The sequence below is a fragment of the Pseudomonas sp. GM74 genome (assembly GCF_000282455.1).
GTDB lineage: Bacteria > Pseudomonadota > Gammaproteobacteria > Pseudomonadales > Pseudomonadaceae > Aquipseudomonas.
This window is the reverse complement of the sequence record NZ_AKJG01000164.1, coordinates 1-12,956: the sequence shown is the minus strand read 5'-3', so window position 1 is coordinate 12,956 and position 12,956 is coordinate 1. Positions and strand designations below refer to the sequence as shown.

The 12,956-nt window shown below is 59.6% G+C and carries 14 protein-coding genes; 1 reads left to right on the top strand and 13 read right to left on the bottom strand.

Annotation, left to right across the window (positions count from 1 at the left end):
• Nucleotides 1–88: 88 nt before the first annotated feature.
• From PMI34_RS00930 to PMI34_RS00960, 7 genes are all read right to left on the bottom strand, one after another.
• Entirely contained in the window at nt 89–946 is an 858-nt protein-coding gene (locus PMI34_RS00930) for a peptidoglycan DD-metalloendopeptidase family protein (protein ID WP_008054068.1), read from the bottom strand.
• 212 nt (nt 947–1,158) lie between these two features.
• Nucleotides 1,159–1,794 (bottom strand): protein-L-isoaspartate(D-aspartate) O-methyltransferase, encoded by a 636-nt coding sequence (locus PMI34_RS00935; protein WP_172435346.1) that lies wholly within the window; start codon nt 1,792–1,794, stop codon nt 1,159–1,161.
• Between the two features lie 41 nt (nt 1,795–1,835).
• Entirely contained in the window at nt 1,836–2,585 is a 750-nt protein-coding gene (gene surE / locus PMI34_RS00940) for a 5'/3'-nucleotidase SurE (protein WP_008054064.1), read from the bottom strand.
• Complete coding sequence (gene truD, locus PMI34_RS00945; RefSeq protein ID WP_008054062.1) at nt 2,573–3,631, bottom strand: tRNA pseudouridine(13) synthase TruD; 1,059 nt, start codon at nt 3,629–3,631, stop codon at nt 2,573–2,575. The genes surE and truD overlap by 13 nt, the downstream gene beginning before the upstream one ends.
• A complete protein-coding gene (gene ispF / locus PMI34_RS00950; protein WP_007970721.1) occupies nt 3,628–4,101 on the bottom strand; it encodes a 2-C-methyl-D-erythritol 2,4-cyclodiphosphate synthase in 474 nt (157 codons plus the stop codon). The genes truD and ispF overlap by 4 nt, the downstream gene beginning before the upstream one ends.
• 43 nt (nt 4,102–4,144) lie before the next feature.
• Nucleotides 4,145–4,990: an S-formylglutathione hydrolase gene (fghA, locus tag PMI34_RS00955; protein ID WP_008054059.1), complete on the bottom strand. Its 846-nt coding sequence runs from the start codon at nt 4,988–4,990 to the stop codon at nt 4,145–4,147.
• A gap of 8 nt (nt 4,991–4,998) precedes the next feature.
• Nucleotides 4,999–6,111: an S-(hydroxymethyl)glutathione dehydrogenase/class III alcohol dehydrogenase gene (locus tag PMI34_RS00960; RefSeq protein ID WP_008054058.1), complete on the bottom strand. Its 1,113-nt coding sequence runs from the start codon at nt 6,109–6,111 to the stop codon at nt 4,999–5,001.
• Nucleotides 6,112–6,218: 107 nt separating this feature from the next.
• Between PMI34_RS00960 and PMI34_RS00965 the strand changes: the two genes are divergently transcribed.
• Nucleotides 6,219–7,115: a LysR substrate-binding domain-containing protein gene (locus PMI34_RS00965; protein ID WP_008054055.1), complete on the top strand. Its 897-nt coding sequence runs from the start codon at nt 6,219–6,221 to the stop codon at nt 7,113–7,115.
• Between the two features lie 68 nt (nt 7,116–7,183).
• On the opposite strand, the gene ispD is transcribed toward PMI34_RS00965, so the two are convergent.
• The 6 genes from ispD to tilS form a co-directional block, all read right to left on the bottom strand.
• A complete protein-coding gene (gene ispD / locus PMI34_RS00970; RefSeq protein WP_008054053.1) occupies nt 7,184–7,891 on the bottom strand; it encodes a 2-C-methyl-D-erythritol 4-phosphate cytidylyltransferase in 708 nt (235 codons plus the stop codon).
• A complete protein-coding gene (gene ftsB / locus PMI34_RS00975; protein WP_007970710.1) occupies nt 7,888–8,166 on the bottom strand; it encodes a cell division protein FtsB in 279 nt (92 codons plus the stop codon). The genes ispD and ftsB overlap by 4 nt, the downstream gene beginning before the upstream one ends.
• 170 nt (nt 8,167–8,336) lie before the next feature.
• The gene (gene eno / locus PMI34_RS00980) at nt 8,337–9,626 is read right to left on the bottom strand and encodes a phosphopyruvate hydratase (RefSeq protein WP_007990244.1); all 1,290 of its coding nucleotides are present in this window, start codon (nt 9,624–9,626) and stop codon (nt 8,337–8,339) included.
• 156 nt (nt 9,627–9,782) lie between these two features.
• Nucleotides 9,783–10,628 carry a 3-deoxy-8-phosphooctulonate synthase gene (kdsA, locus tag PMI34_RS00985; RefSeq protein ID WP_007970708.1) on the bottom strand — a complete coding sequence of 282 codons (846 nt, stop codon included), beginning with the start codon at nt 10,626–10,628 and terminating at the stop codon, nt 9,783–9,785.
• A gap of 5 nt (nt 10,629–10,633) precedes the next feature.
• Complete coding sequence (locus PMI34_RS00990; RefSeq protein WP_008019781.1) at nt 10,634–12,265, bottom strand: CTP synthase; 1,632 nt, start codon at nt 12,263–12,265, stop codon at nt 10,634–10,636.
• Nucleotides 12,266–12,539: 274 nt separating this feature from the next.
• Nucleotides 12,540–12,956, bottom strand: a 417-nt coding sequence (tilS, locus tag PMI34_RS00995; RefSeq protein ID WP_008054046.1) for a tRNA lysidine(34) synthetase TilS, incomplete at its 5' end; no start/stop codon positions are given.

The window sequence follows — 12,956 nt, the reverse complement described above, 5'->3', positions numbered from 1 at the left end:
GAGTTCGACCTCAAGCTCAAGCGGCGCCTTTCTCCCTGGCAACGCTGGAGCCTGTCCCCTCTACGCGACGGAACAGGCTGGTAAGCGATCAACGACGTGGCAGGAATTGCAGCGGATCTACAGGTTTACCCTGGCGGCGAATCTCAAAATGCAGTTTCACCCGGTCTGTACCCGTTGACCCCATTTCGGCAATTGTCTGTCCGACCTTGACCTGCTGCCCCTCCCGAACCAACAGCCTGCGGTTATGTCCGTAGGCGCTTACGTAGGTTTCACTGTGTTTGATGATCACTAATTCGCCGTAGCCCCTTAAGCCACTCCCGGCGTATACCACCGTCCCATCAGACGCAGCTAAAACAGGCTGTCCCAAATCTCCGGCGATATCAATTCCTTTATTCAAACTACCGTTTGAAGAGAATTTTCCAATCAGAATGCCATTAGATGGCCATCCCCAGCCGGTCGGGGCTGGCCCGGGAGGGGGCAATGGCGCGGGTGCAGGCTTGCTCGCGACGGACGGTACAACCGTCGTTGTGCTGGTGGTCGTACCGTTTGCCGAACGACGGATAACCGTGGTTTTACTCGACGACGAAGGTGTTGAACTGGACGAACTGACCACCGCCGTCGACGTTGAATCGGTACGACCATCAAAGCGAATCGTCTGACCCGGGCGGATGGTGTAAGGCGCAGGAATGTTGTTGCGCGCCGCCAGGGCCTTGTAGTCCCAGCCGTAACGGAAGGCGATGGAAAACAGGGTGTCCTTGGGCCGAACGACGTATTGCCCGGTGGTCACGGCTGGACGCTGAGCCGCGGCTTTGTTGCGGTCCACGACACGAACATCGCTGGACTTGTTGCTGGAACAACCGACCAGCAAGGTGCTCAAGACAAGGCCAGTCACCAGGCGCTGAAAGCTCGTTTTACTCATACGCTGCGCAATGACTGTGAGACTCACCCGCCGCTCCCTCTGTGGTGGCTGAAAATGTGAAATACCGGAGTCCGGTAATGAACTGTCGCAAGTATAACGGGCCGTGCACGCTTTACCTTTTATGTAGCGAATCGGTGTCGCGCACACGTTTGCTGCCTGAAGATGAATCCCGTTGAAGCAATCGATGCCGCTGTAAGACAAAGGCAATCGAAGAGAATTCAGCGTGCCGAAACAAATGCTCAGGCCAGTGGCCCATTGAGCAATGGCACGAAGCGCACAGCCCCCAGGACATGCCTGGAAAAACCCTGTTCCTCGCGGATGATCAACATCAATTGCTGGACTTCGCCGGCCCCGACCGGGATCACCATTCGGCCTCCCGGCGCCAACTGGTCAAGCAGTGCCTGGGGCACATCGGTCGCTACCGCGGTGACGATAATCCCGTTGTACGGCGCCAGTGCCGGCCAGCCTTCCCAGCCATCGCCCCAGCGGAACACCACGTTGCGCAGGTTCAGTTCGACCAGACGTTCCTTTGCCCGATCCTGCAGAACCTTGATGCGTTCGACCGAGAATACACGCTCGACCAGTTGCGACAGCACCGCCGTCTGATAGCCCGACCCGGTGCCGATTTCCAGCACCTTGTCGAGGGGACCGGCCTCCAGCAGCAGCTCGCTCATGCGCGCCACCATATAAGGCTGGGAGATGGTCTGGTTGTTGCCAATCGGCAGCGCGGTGTCTTCATAGGCACGGTGTGCCAGCGCTTCGTCGACGAACAGGTGACGAGGGGTCCGGCGAATGACCTCCAGCACCCTGGCGTTGGAGATGCCTTCTTCATACAGGCGCTGGATCAGCCGCTCCCGGGTTCGCTGGGAGGTCATGCCAATACCGCGACGCAGCATATCGTCTTGTTCGCGACCCATCAGCGCAGCCCCTCCAGCCAGCCGTCCAGACTTCTGAAGGCATCATTGAAGGTGCGATCCAGTTGCAGCGGCGTGATCGAAACATAACCCTGCATCACTGCATGGAAATCGGTACCCGGGCCACCATCTTCGGCATCCCCGGCCGCTGCGATCCAGTAACCGGACTTGCCCCGCGGATCCACCACTTTCATCGGTGCCGCGGCTCGGGCGCGATGGCCCAGGCGGGTCAACTGGATACCGCGGATACGGTCCAGCGGCAGATTGGGAATGTTCACGTTCAGTACCGTACGCGGTGGCAGATCCAGGTCAGCATGGGCTTCAACCAGTTTGCGCGCGAAATGGGCAGCTGTGGGAAGGTTATCTACCTGGCGTGAGACCAGCGAAAAGGCAAACGAAGGGTGTTTCAGGAAACGCCCCTCGAGGGCCGCCGCCACCGTGCCGGAATACAGGACATCGTCCCCCAGGTTCGCGCCCAGGTTGATACCGGAAACCACCATGTCCGCTTCGCGCTCCAGCAGGCCGTTGAGGCCCAGGTGCACACAATCGGTTGGCGTGCCGTTGAGGCTGATAAAGCCGTTGGCCAGGGTTTGCGGGTGCAATGGACGGTCGAGCGTCAGCGAACTGCTGGCGCCGCTCTTGTCCTGGTCCGGGGCGATAACCACGCACTCGGTGTAATCCGCCAGCGCAGCATAAAGCGCGGCGAGACCGGGTGCTGTTACCCCATCGTCGTTAGAAATCAGAATACGCATGGGCTGTCCGTCTGCCCCACCGGCACCAGATCAACAAGCTCGCGCACCAATACGGTGGCGAAGCATCCGGCCGGCAGGACGAATTCCAGTTGCAGAATGTCAGGCTCGGGATAATGCCACGTCAACCCGCCAATGGGCAGCCGCAGGATGCGACGTTCGTGGCTCATTCCGGCATTGATCAACCAGTCACGCAAATCCGCTTCGCGTGCGGCGATGGCCTGCTCCAGTTCATGGACAACGCCCGTGGCCGGCGAGTCACCTTCGCCCCACTGCGGACCGGTCGGGTGCAGATCGAGAATCGCCAGGCGCGGGTCGCTGCACTCGGCTTCGCCTGCCGGGAAAAAGCTGCGGCTGTCGGTGAACGCCAGCAGATCGCCCACCTGGGCACGCTGCCAGGTGCCATCGGCGACACGCGCGGCCAATACCTGGTTGAACAGAAAACTGCGCGCCGTGGAAAGCAGGCGCGAGCGCACGTTGCGCTGCTCCGGCAAGGCCTTGCGCGCGGCCCAGGCACGAGCATCGACGACGTTGCCGCCGTCATGGCCGAAACGCTGGGCGCCGAAATAATTGGGGATGCCTTGTTTGGCGATCAGTTGCAGACGCTCTTCAAGCGCAACCTTGTCGCCGGCGAATTGCGTCAGACGCAATGTAAAACCGTTGGCCGAGTGGGCACCGCGTTGCAGTTTGCGCTTGTGGCGGGCGGTCTTGAGGATCTTCAGCGTATCGTTTTCCGCGGCCGACAGATCCGGGTCGGCCTTGCCCGGCAATTGCACGCTGAACCACTGGCGAGTCAACGCCTGACGGTCCTTGAGCCCGGCATAACTGACGGTACGCAACGGCACGCCGGCCGCCTTGGCAATCCGTCGCGCTGCTTCTTCAGTATTCAGGCCACGCTTTTCCACCCAGATCCACAGGTGTTCGCCTTCGCCGCTGAGGGGAATGTCGAGGACTTCGTCGACCTGGAAATCTTCCGCGATCGCTTTCAGGACGGCCGTGCCGAGGGCCTCACCGTAAGCCCGCGGGCCGAGCAATTGCAGTTCGTTCATGCGCGCAGCAACAAGGCAACGGAGTGCACGGCAATGCCTTCTTCGCGACCGACAAAGCCGAGCTTTTCGGTGGTGGTAGCTTTCACGTTCACTTGATCCAACTCTACTTGAAGATCCGCGGCAATCAGCGCGCGCATCGATTCGATATGCGGGGCCATTTTCGGCGCCTGGGCGACGATGGTGTTGTCGACGTTGCCGACTTTCCAGCCCTTGGCATGGACTAGCGCGACGACGTGACGCAACAGTGCACGGCTGTCGGCACCCTTGAATTGCGGGTCGGTATCCGGGAAATGCTTGCCGATGTCGCCCAGCGCCGCGGCACCGAGCAAGGCATCGCTCAAGGCGTGCAAGAGGACGTCACCGTCAGAGTGAGCGAGCAGTCCGAAGCTGTGCGCAATGCGCACGCCGCCCAGAGTGATGAAATCGCCTTCAGCGAAACGGTGCACATCATAGCCGTGGCCAATACGCATAAAAAAACGCCCCGATTTTTGTCAGGGCGTGATTCTACCTGCATTAGCCAACCAGAGCATGCGCGTGATGCCGCAAGTGCTCATCGATGAAACTGGCAATGAAGAAATAGCTGTGGTCGTAGCCCGGTTGCAGGCGCAACGTCAGCGGGTGACCGGCCAGTTTGGCCGCCTGCTGCAAGGCTTCGGGCTTGAGCTGGTTGGCGAGGAAATCGTCGCGATCACCCTGGTCGACCAGCAGCGGCAGCTTTTCATCGGCCTCGGCAATCAACGCACAGGCATCCCATTCGCGCCATTTCGAACGGTCCTCTCCCAGATAGCGGGAGAAGGCTTTCTGCCCCCACGGACAATCCATCGGATTGTTGATTGGCGAGAACGCCGACACCGACAGATAGCGCCCCGGATTGCACAATGCGCAGACCAGCGCACCGTGGCCACCCATGGAATGGCCACTGATGCCGCGCTTGTCCGACGCAGGGAAATGGGCTTCAACCAAAGTCGGCAATTCCTGCACGACATAGTCATGCATCCGATAGTGGCGCGACCAAGGCTCCTGGGTGGCATTCAGGTAAAACCCGGCGCCGAGGCCGAAGTCCCAGGCGCCATCCGGATCACCCGGCACATCAGGACCGCGAGGGCTGGTGTCCGGTGCGACGATGATCAGCCCCAACTCGGCGGCCATGCGCATGGCGCCAGCCTTTTGCATGAAGTTCTCGTCGGTGCAGGTCAGGCCGGACAACCAGTACAACACCGGCAGCTTGCCGCCCTGCTCCGCCTGCGGCGGCAGGTACACGGCGAACACCATGTCGCAACCGAGCACTTGCGAGCGATGGCGATAGCGTTTGTGCCAGCCGCCGAAGCTTTTCTGGCAGGAGATGTTTTCCAGGCTCATGGCGGACCTCAGAAATGGATGACGGAGCGGATGCTTTTTCCTTCATGCATCAGGTCAAACGCCTTGTTGATATCTTCCAGGCCCATGGTGTGGGTGATGAAGGTATCCAGCGGAATCTCACCGGTCTCGGCCATTTCCACATAGCTTGGCAACTCGGTACGGCCGCGCACGCCGCCGAACGCCGATCCCCGCCAGACGCGGCCGGTGACCAACTGGAACGGACGGGTCGAGATTTCCTGACCGGCACCGGCAACGCCGATGATGACCGACTCGCCCCAGCCCTTGTGGCAGCACTCCAGCGCCGCGCGCATCAGTTGCACGTTGCCGATGCACTCGAAGGAAAAATCCACGCCGCCATCGGTCATGTCGACGATAACTTCCTGGATCGGACGATCGAAGTCTTTCGGGTTCACGCAGTCGGTTGCGCCCAACTGTTTGGCGATTTCGAATTTCGCCGGGTTGATGTCGATAGCGATGATGCGGGCAGCCTTGGCTTTGACAGCGCCGATGACAGCCGACAGACCGATACCGCCGAGGCCGAAAATGGCCACTGTATCACCCGGTTTCACCTTGGCGGTGTTGAGTACCGCACCGATGCCGGTGGTGACACCGCAGCCCAGCAGGCAGACTTTTTCCAGTGGCGCCTCTTTAGCAATCTTGGCCACGGAGATTTCCGGCAGCACGGTGTACTCCGAAAAAGTGGAAGTACCCATGTAGTGGAAAATCGGCTGGCCCTTGTAGGAAAAACGCGAAGTACCGTCGGGCATCAAGCCTTTGCCCTGGGTCGCGCGAATCGCCTGGCAGAGATTGGTTTTACCCGAAAGACAGAATTTGCACTGACGGCATTCCGGGGTGTACAGCGGGATCACATGATCGCCCACCGCAACGGAGGTCACGCCCTCGCCGATGGCCTCGACAATCGCACCACCTTCATGGCCGAGGATCGACGGGAAGATGCCTTCCGGATCTGCGCCCGACAAGGTGTAGGCATCGGTATGGCAAACACCGGAGGCCACCACGCGCAGCAAGACTTCGCCGGCCTTGGGCATGGCGACATCGACTTCAACGATTTCGAGGGGCTTCTTGGCCTCGAAGGCAACGGCGGCGCGCGACTTGATCATGATGACTCTCCAGCGAATAAAAACGAGACAAGCAGTGTAATACATGGCTCAACGATGAATAATCGATGCAAATGCAAAATATTATTGCCACACAGGGATAATCATTGATGTCCGAAAATCGCTGGGAAGGGATCGACGAGTTTGTCGCCGTTGCCGAATGCAGCCAGTTCACCGCTGCGGCGGAGCGCCTGGGGGTTTCCTCCTCCCATGTCAGTCGACAAATCGTACGCCTTGAAGAACGCCTGCAAACCCGTCTGCTCTACCGCAGTACCCGTCGGGTCACGCTGACCGAGGCCGGGCAAACCTTTCTGCAACATTGCCAGCGTTTGCAGGACGGCCGTGAAGAAGCGTTGCGAGCGGTGGGCGACCTGACCAGCGAACCCAAGGGCATGCTGCGCATGACCTGCGCCGTGGCTTACGGCGAGCGCTTCATCGTGCCGCTGGTGACTCGTTTCATGGGGCTGTATCCGCAACTGCGCATCGACATCGAACTGACCAATCGCCAGCTTGACCTGGTGCACGAAGGCCTCGACCTGGCGATTCGCCTCGGACGCTTGCAGGATTCTCGGCTGGTCGCCACCCGACTCGCGCCGCGCCGCATGTTTCTCTGTGCATCGCCCCACTACCTTGAACACTACGGTCGCCCGCACAGCCTGTCGGAGCTGAGCCGCCACAACTGCCTCATCGGTAGCTCGGACCTCTGGCAACTGGAACAGAACGGGCGGGAGTTTTCGCAAAGGGTGCAGGGAAACTGGCGCTGCAACAGTGGGCAAGCGGTGCTGGATGCCGCGCTGCAAGGCGTAGGGCTGTGTCAGTTGCCGGACTATTACGTGCTGGAGCATCTGAATAGCGGCGCGTTGATTTCGTTGCTGGAAGCACATCAACCACCGAACACGGCGGTTTGGGCGCTGTATCCGCAGCAGCGGCATTTATCGCCGAAGGTGCGCAAACTGGTGGATTACTTGAAGGAAGGGTTGGCCGAACGGCCGGAGTATCGGGGTTAGAACCACCAGTGTTGCTCAGTGACAGATTGGCTGACTGAAACGGCGCTTTCGTCGGATCGCCGCACAACTTAGCGACGATTGGCCCAACGCTGTCTCAACCATTCAAGATCTTCAGGACGAGTAACCTTGAGGTTGTCGGACCGCCCTTCGATCAGGCGCGGCGCCGAACCGGCCCACTCCATGGCCGAAGCTTCGTCGGTAATAACGGCATCGGCCACCAGACTGTCAGCCAGTGCGCGATGCAACGCCCCAAGGCGAAACATCTGCGGCGTGTAGGCCTGCCAGATCACACTGCGATCCACGGTTTCGACCACGCGACCGTGCTTGTCGACCCGCTTGAGCGTATCCCGCGCCGGAACCGCCAGCAGCCCACCGACAGGATCATCAGCCAGCTCAGCCAGCAATTTGTCCAGATCGCCACGACTGAGGTTCGGCCGTGCGGCATCGTGAACCAGTACCCAATCCTCATCGTCGGCACCCTGCGCATGCAAGTGCAGCAAGGCATTGAGCACCGACCCGGAACGTTCGGAACCACCCTCAACCCGGGCAATACGCGAATCACTGGCACACGCCAGGTTCGGCCAATAAGGATCGTCAACCGCAAGACTGACCACCAGGCCTTTCAAGGCCGGATGATCGAGGAAACAGCCAAGGCTGTGTTCGAGAATAGTGCGTCCACCCAGTTGCAGGTACTGCTTGGGACGGTCCGCAGCCATACGGGCACCAACGCCCGCGGCAGGAATCACGGCCCAAAAGGCCGGTAACGAATCAATCATTGGGCCAACTGGTAAAGGGTTTCACCATCCTTGACCATGCCCAACTCATGCCGAGCCCGCTCTTCGACGGTCTCCATGCCCTTTTTCAACTCACTGACTTCGGCGTCCATCACCCGGTTGCGTTCCAGCAATGCCTGGTTCTCAGCCTGCTGATCCGCAATCTGCTGAGTCAACTCGGCCACTTGCGCCAGACTGCCGTTTCCCACCCACAGGCGGTACTGCAAGCCAGCCAGCAGCAAAAGCAGGATGAGGAACAACCAATTGGGACTGCGCATCGAATATCGGGTATCCAGTGAAAAAAGACAGCCATGCCAAAACGTGAAGCTACTGATAGCACGAAGCCTGGAAGAACCAGGCTTGTGCATATAAGGCATCAGATTAGTGGCAAAAACGTCGCTGTAGCGATTTTTTCGACACAATCCGGTGTCTTTTTATCGATTTCCGCTTAACCGCGGAACTCGCTGCGACCGTTGTACTTGGCTTTGCCGTTCAACTGCTCTTCGATACGCAGCAGTTGGTTGTACTTGGAGACGCGGTCGGAACGGCACAGGGAGCCGGTCTTGATCTGGCCAGCCGAGGTGCCCACGGCCAGGTCGGCAATGGTCGAATCTTCGGTTTCGCCGGAGCGGTGCGAGATCACGGCAGTGTAACCGGCAGCCTTGGCCATCTGGATGGCTTCCAGGGTTTCGGTCAGGGTGCCGATCTGGTTGAACTTGATCAGGATCGAGTTGGCGATCTTCTTGTCGATGCCTTCTTTCAGGATCTTGGTGTTGGTCACGAACAGGTCGTCGCCTACCAGCTGGGTTTTCTCGCCGATCTTGTCGGTGAGAATTTTCCAGCCAGCCCAGTCGGACTCGTCCAGGCCATCTTCAATGGAGATGATCGGGTAACGTTCGGTCAGACCTTTCAGGTAATCGGCGAAACCTTCAGCGGTGAACACCTGGCCTTCGCCGGACAGGTTGTACTTGCCATCTTCGTAGAATTCGCTGGCCGCGCAGTCCAGAGCCAGGGTCACGTCGGTGCCCAGCTTGTAACCGGCGTTGGCCACGGCTTCGGAGATCACTTTCAAAGCGTCTTCGTTGGAAGCCAGGTTCGGCGCGAAGCCACCTTCGTCACCCACGGCAGTGCTCAGGCCACGGGCCTTCAGCACGGCTTTGAGGTGGTGGAAAATCTCGGTACCCATGCGCAGGCCTTCCGAGAAAGACTTGGCGCCAACCGGCTGAACCATGAATTCCTGGATATCGACGTTGTTGTCGGCGTGCTCGCCGCCGTTGATGATGTTCATCATCGGAACCGGCATCGAGTAGACACCCGGGGTGCCGTTCAGGTTGGCGATGTGAGCGTACAGTGGCAGGTCCTGGTCCTGTGCTGCCGCCTTGGCCGCGGCCAGGGAAACGGCGAGGATCGCGTTGGCGCCCAGGGAGCCTTTGTTTTCAGTACCGTCGAGCTTGATCATTGCCAGATCGAGCGCTTTCTGGTCGCTTGGGTCCATACCTTTCAACAGGTCTTTGATCGGACCGTTGATGTTGGCTACGGCCTTCAGAACACCCTTGCCCAGGTAACGGCTCTTGTCGCCATCACGCAGCTCGAGCGCTTCACGCGAGCCAGTGGAAGCACCGGACGGCGCGCAGGCGCTGCCGATGATGCCGTTATCGAGAAGCACGTCCGCTTCCACGGTGGGATTGCCACGGGAGTCGAGAACTTCACGACCTTTGATGTCGACGATTTTAGCCATTGTTGTAAACACTCCAAAGTTGACGAAAACGACGCAGCTGTAGGAAATCTTTGATCGTCGGCAAGTGAGGTGCAGCGGGCAGTCTTGCAGACGACAAGGCTCAGGCCCGAGGGCCTGAGCGTTAAAACGTGCGGTACTTTACCGGAGAATTGAGGATTACGCGGTTTCTACCGTCGGAAAACTCTTCACCAGTTCGTCCAAAGCCTTGAGCTGGGCCAGGAATGGCTCCAGTTTGTCCAGGCGCAAGGCGCAAGGACCGTCGCATTTGGCATTGTCCGGATCCGGGTGGGCTTCCAGGAACAGGCCAGCCAGCGACTGGCTCATGCCGGCCTTCGCCAGATCGGTAACCTGGGCGCGACGACCGCCGGCGGAATCGGAGCGACCACCAGGCATTTGCAGCGCGTGGGTCACGTCGAAGAACACCGGGTATTCGAACTGCTTCATGATGCCGAAGCCGAGCATATCGACGACCAGGTTGTTGTAGCCGAAGCTCGAACCACGCTCGCAGAGGATCAACTGATCGTTACCCGCTTCCACGCACTTGTTCAGGATGTGCTTCATTTCCTGAGGGGCGAGGAACTGGGCTTTCTTGATGTTGATCACTGCACCCGTTTTGGCCATAGCGACCACGAGGTCGGTCTGGCGCGACAGGAAGGCCGGCAACTGGATGATGTCGCAGACTTCAGCGACGACCGCAGCCTGGTCAGGCTCGTGGACGTCGGTGATGACCGGCACGCCGAAGGCTTGCTTGATGTCCTGGAAGATGCGCATGCCTTCTTCCAGGCCAGGACCGCGATAGGAGGTCACAGAAGACCGGTTGGCCTTGTCGAAGCTGGCCTTGAACACGTAAGGGATACCGAGCTTTTCGGTGACCTTCACATACTCTTCGCAAACCTGCATGGCCATGTCACGGCTTTCCAGCACGTTCATGCCGCCGAACAGCACCATGGGCTTGTCGTTGGCAATCTCGATGTCGCCGACGCGGATGATCTTCTGTGCCATCGGGGTTACGCCTTCTTCTGGTGTTGAGCCAACGCTGCCTTGACGAAACCGCTGAACAGCGGGTGACCGTCGCGTGGCGTCGAGGTGAACTCAGGGTGGAACTGGCAAGCGACGAACCATGGGTGATCCGGAGCTTCAACCACTTCAACCAGTGCGCCATCACCGGAACGACCGGAGATTTTCAAACCGGCTTCCATGATTTGCGGCAGCAGGTTGTTGTTCACTTCGTAGCGATGACGATGACGCTCGACAATCACGTCCTTGCCGTAGCAACCGTGGACCAGGGAACCCGGCTCCAGCAGGCAGTCCTGCGCGCCCAGGCGCATGGTGCCGCCCAGATCGGAGGTTTCGGTACGGGTTTCGACAGCGCCGGTGGCATCTTCCCACTCGGTGATCAGGCCCACGACCGGGTGACCGCTTGCACGATCGAACTCGGTGGAGTTGGCGTCTTTCCAGCCCATCACATTACGTGCGAACTCGATAACTGCCACTTGCATGCCCAGGCAGATACCCAGGTACGGAACCTTGTTTTCGCGAGCGTATTGAACGGCGGTGATCTTGCCTTCAACGCCACGCAGACCGAAGCCGCCAGGTACCAGGATGGCGTCGACGCCTTCGAGCAGCGCGGTACCCTGGTTCTCGATGTCCTCGGAATCGATGTAGCGCAGGTTGACCTTGGTACGGTTGCTGATGCCGGCGTGACTCATCGCTTCGATCAGCGACTTGTAGGCGTCCAGCAGCTCCATGTACTTGCCGACCATGGCGATGGTGACTTCGTGCTCAGGGTTGAGCTTGGCGTCGACCACGGCTTCCCACTCGGACAGATCGGCACCGCCGCATTGCAGGCCGAAACGCTCGACGACGAAATCGTCCAGGCCCTGGGAGTGCAGGATGCCCGGGATCTTGTAGATGGTATCGGCGTCTTCCAGGCCGATCACCGCACGTTCTTCAACGTTGGTGAACTGCGCGATCTTGCGACGCGAGGAAATATCGATCGGGTGATCGGAGCGGCAGACCAGCACGTCCGGTTGCAGGCCGATGGAACGCAGCTCCTTCACCGAGTGCTGGGTTGGCTTGGTCTTGGTTTCTCCGGCAGTGGCGATGTACGGCACCAGTGTCAGGTGCATCAGCATCGCGCGCTTGGCGCCGACTTCGAAACGCAGCTGGCGGATGGCTTCGAGGAACGGTTGCGACTCGATGTCACCCACGGTGCCACCGATCTCGACCATTGCCACGTCAGCGTCGCCGGCACCCTTGATGATGCGGCGCTTGATTTCGTCGGTGATGTGCGGGATCACCTGGATGGTTGCACCCAGGTAGTCACCACGACGCTCCTTGCGCAGGACGTGTTCGTAGACACGGCCGGTGGTGAAGTTGTTGTTCTGGGTCATGGTCGTGCGGATGAACCGCTCGTAGTGGCCCAGGTCCAGGTCGGTCTCGGCGCCGTCGTGTGTGACGAACACTTCACCGTGCTGGAACGGGCTCATGGTGCCCGGGTCGACGTTGATGTACGGGTCCAGCTTCAGCATGGTGACCTTAAGTCCCCGCGCCTCCAGGATGGCCGCCAATGATGCCGATGCAATGCCTTTCCCCAATGAAGAAACAACACCGCCCGTGACGAATATGTAGCGCGTCATGAAAAACCCTAGAAGTCTGCGTTAAAGCGGTCCGAGCCGCCGGGGAAAGCGAAGGAAGGCCGAAGCCCCCGATCACCTGCATTAATCACAGTGCACCTTTCAAAAAAACCGCCGCGTTGGGACAGACCGGAAAATGAATCACCGGTTCGTTGCTCGCTACACATTTTTTGGAATCGCCCAGCAAAGACTGCTTGGTAATCGGCAACTCCTGCAATTCAGGCGAATCCACAGAAGTTGTATCAAGAAGGGAGCGTAGTCTACCGGAAAGCCCCTTTCAGCTCAAACCTTGATCTTCGTTCAGTGGCTGCCAATGCAAATGCCAGTCACCGAGCGCACCGCCATCGAGCCCCTTGAGGTTCGCGACCGCCAGCAATTGCCCGCCTTTGTAGAGCAGCGGCAATCTGCCGCGCACGAAGGACGGTACACCGCTTTCATTGAGCAAACGTTTCAGGTCCCGATGGCCGCGGCCTGGCAAAGCCATGACCTCTCCCCCCTCACGATAGCGGATCTGTAACGGGCCGTCGGGGATCTGCCCGGTGAGCGAAAGCACGCCGTTATCCGCAATTGCCAGCGGTGAAGCCGGATCCTGCCACGCCCCGGCGGCGGGCAGAGGGCGCAACCAGCGGCCGGACAGCCACCAGATCCGCCCGCCCGCCCGATGCAGTTCGCCATCGGCCAACAACTGCTTGCC

Excerpts from the sequence above, each read along its gene's own strand:
- ispD (WP_008054053.1), bottom strand. The coding sequence starts at position 7,891 with ATGATTGATTCGTTACCGGCCTTTTGGGCCGTGATTCCTGCCGCGGGC.
- PMI34_RS00960 (WP_008054058.1), bottom strand. The coding sequence starts at position 6,111 with ATGATCAAGTCGCGCGCCGCCGTTGCCTTCGAGGCCAAGAAGCCCCTC.
- PMI34_RS00990 (WP_008019781.1), bottom strand. The coding sequence starts at position 12,265 with ATGACGCGCTACATATTCGTCACGGGCGGTGTTGTTTCTTCATTGGGG.
- fghA (WP_008054059.1), bottom strand. The coding sequence starts at position 4,990 with ATGAGCCTGGAAAACATCTCCTGCCAGAAAAGCTTCGGCGGCTGGCAC.
- surE (WP_008054064.1), bottom strand. The coding sequence starts at position 2,585 with ATGCGTATTCTGATTTCTAACGACGATGGGGTAACAGCACCCGGTCTC.
- PMI34_RS00935 (WP_172435346.1), bottom strand. The coding sequence starts at position 1,794 with ATGACCTCCCAGCGAACCCGGGAGCGGCTGATCCAGCGCCTGTATGAA.
- eno (WP_007990244.1), bottom strand. The coding sequence starts at position 9,626 with ATGGCTAAAATCGTCGACATCAAAGGTCGTGAAGTTCTCGACTCCCGT.
- truD (WP_008054062.1), bottom strand. The coding sequence starts at position 3,631 with ATGAACGAACTGCAATTGCTCGGCCCGCGGGCTTACGGTGAGGCCCTC.
- ftsB (WP_007970710.1), bottom strand. The coding sequence starts at position 8,166 with ATGCGCAGTCCCAATTGGTTGTTCCTCATCCTGCTTTTGCTGCTGGCT.
- kdsA (WP_007970708.1), bottom strand. The coding sequence starts at position 10,628 with ATGGCACAGAAGATCATCCGCGTCGGCGACATCGAGATTGCCAACGAC.
- PMI34_RS00965 (WP_008054055.1), top strand. The coding sequence starts at position 6,219 with ATGTCCGAAAATCGCTGGGAAGGGATCGACGAGTTTGTCGCCGTTGCC.
- ispF (WP_007970721.1), bottom strand. The coding sequence starts at position 4,101 with ATGCGTATTGGCCACGGCTATGATGTGCACCGTTTCGCTGAAGGCGAT.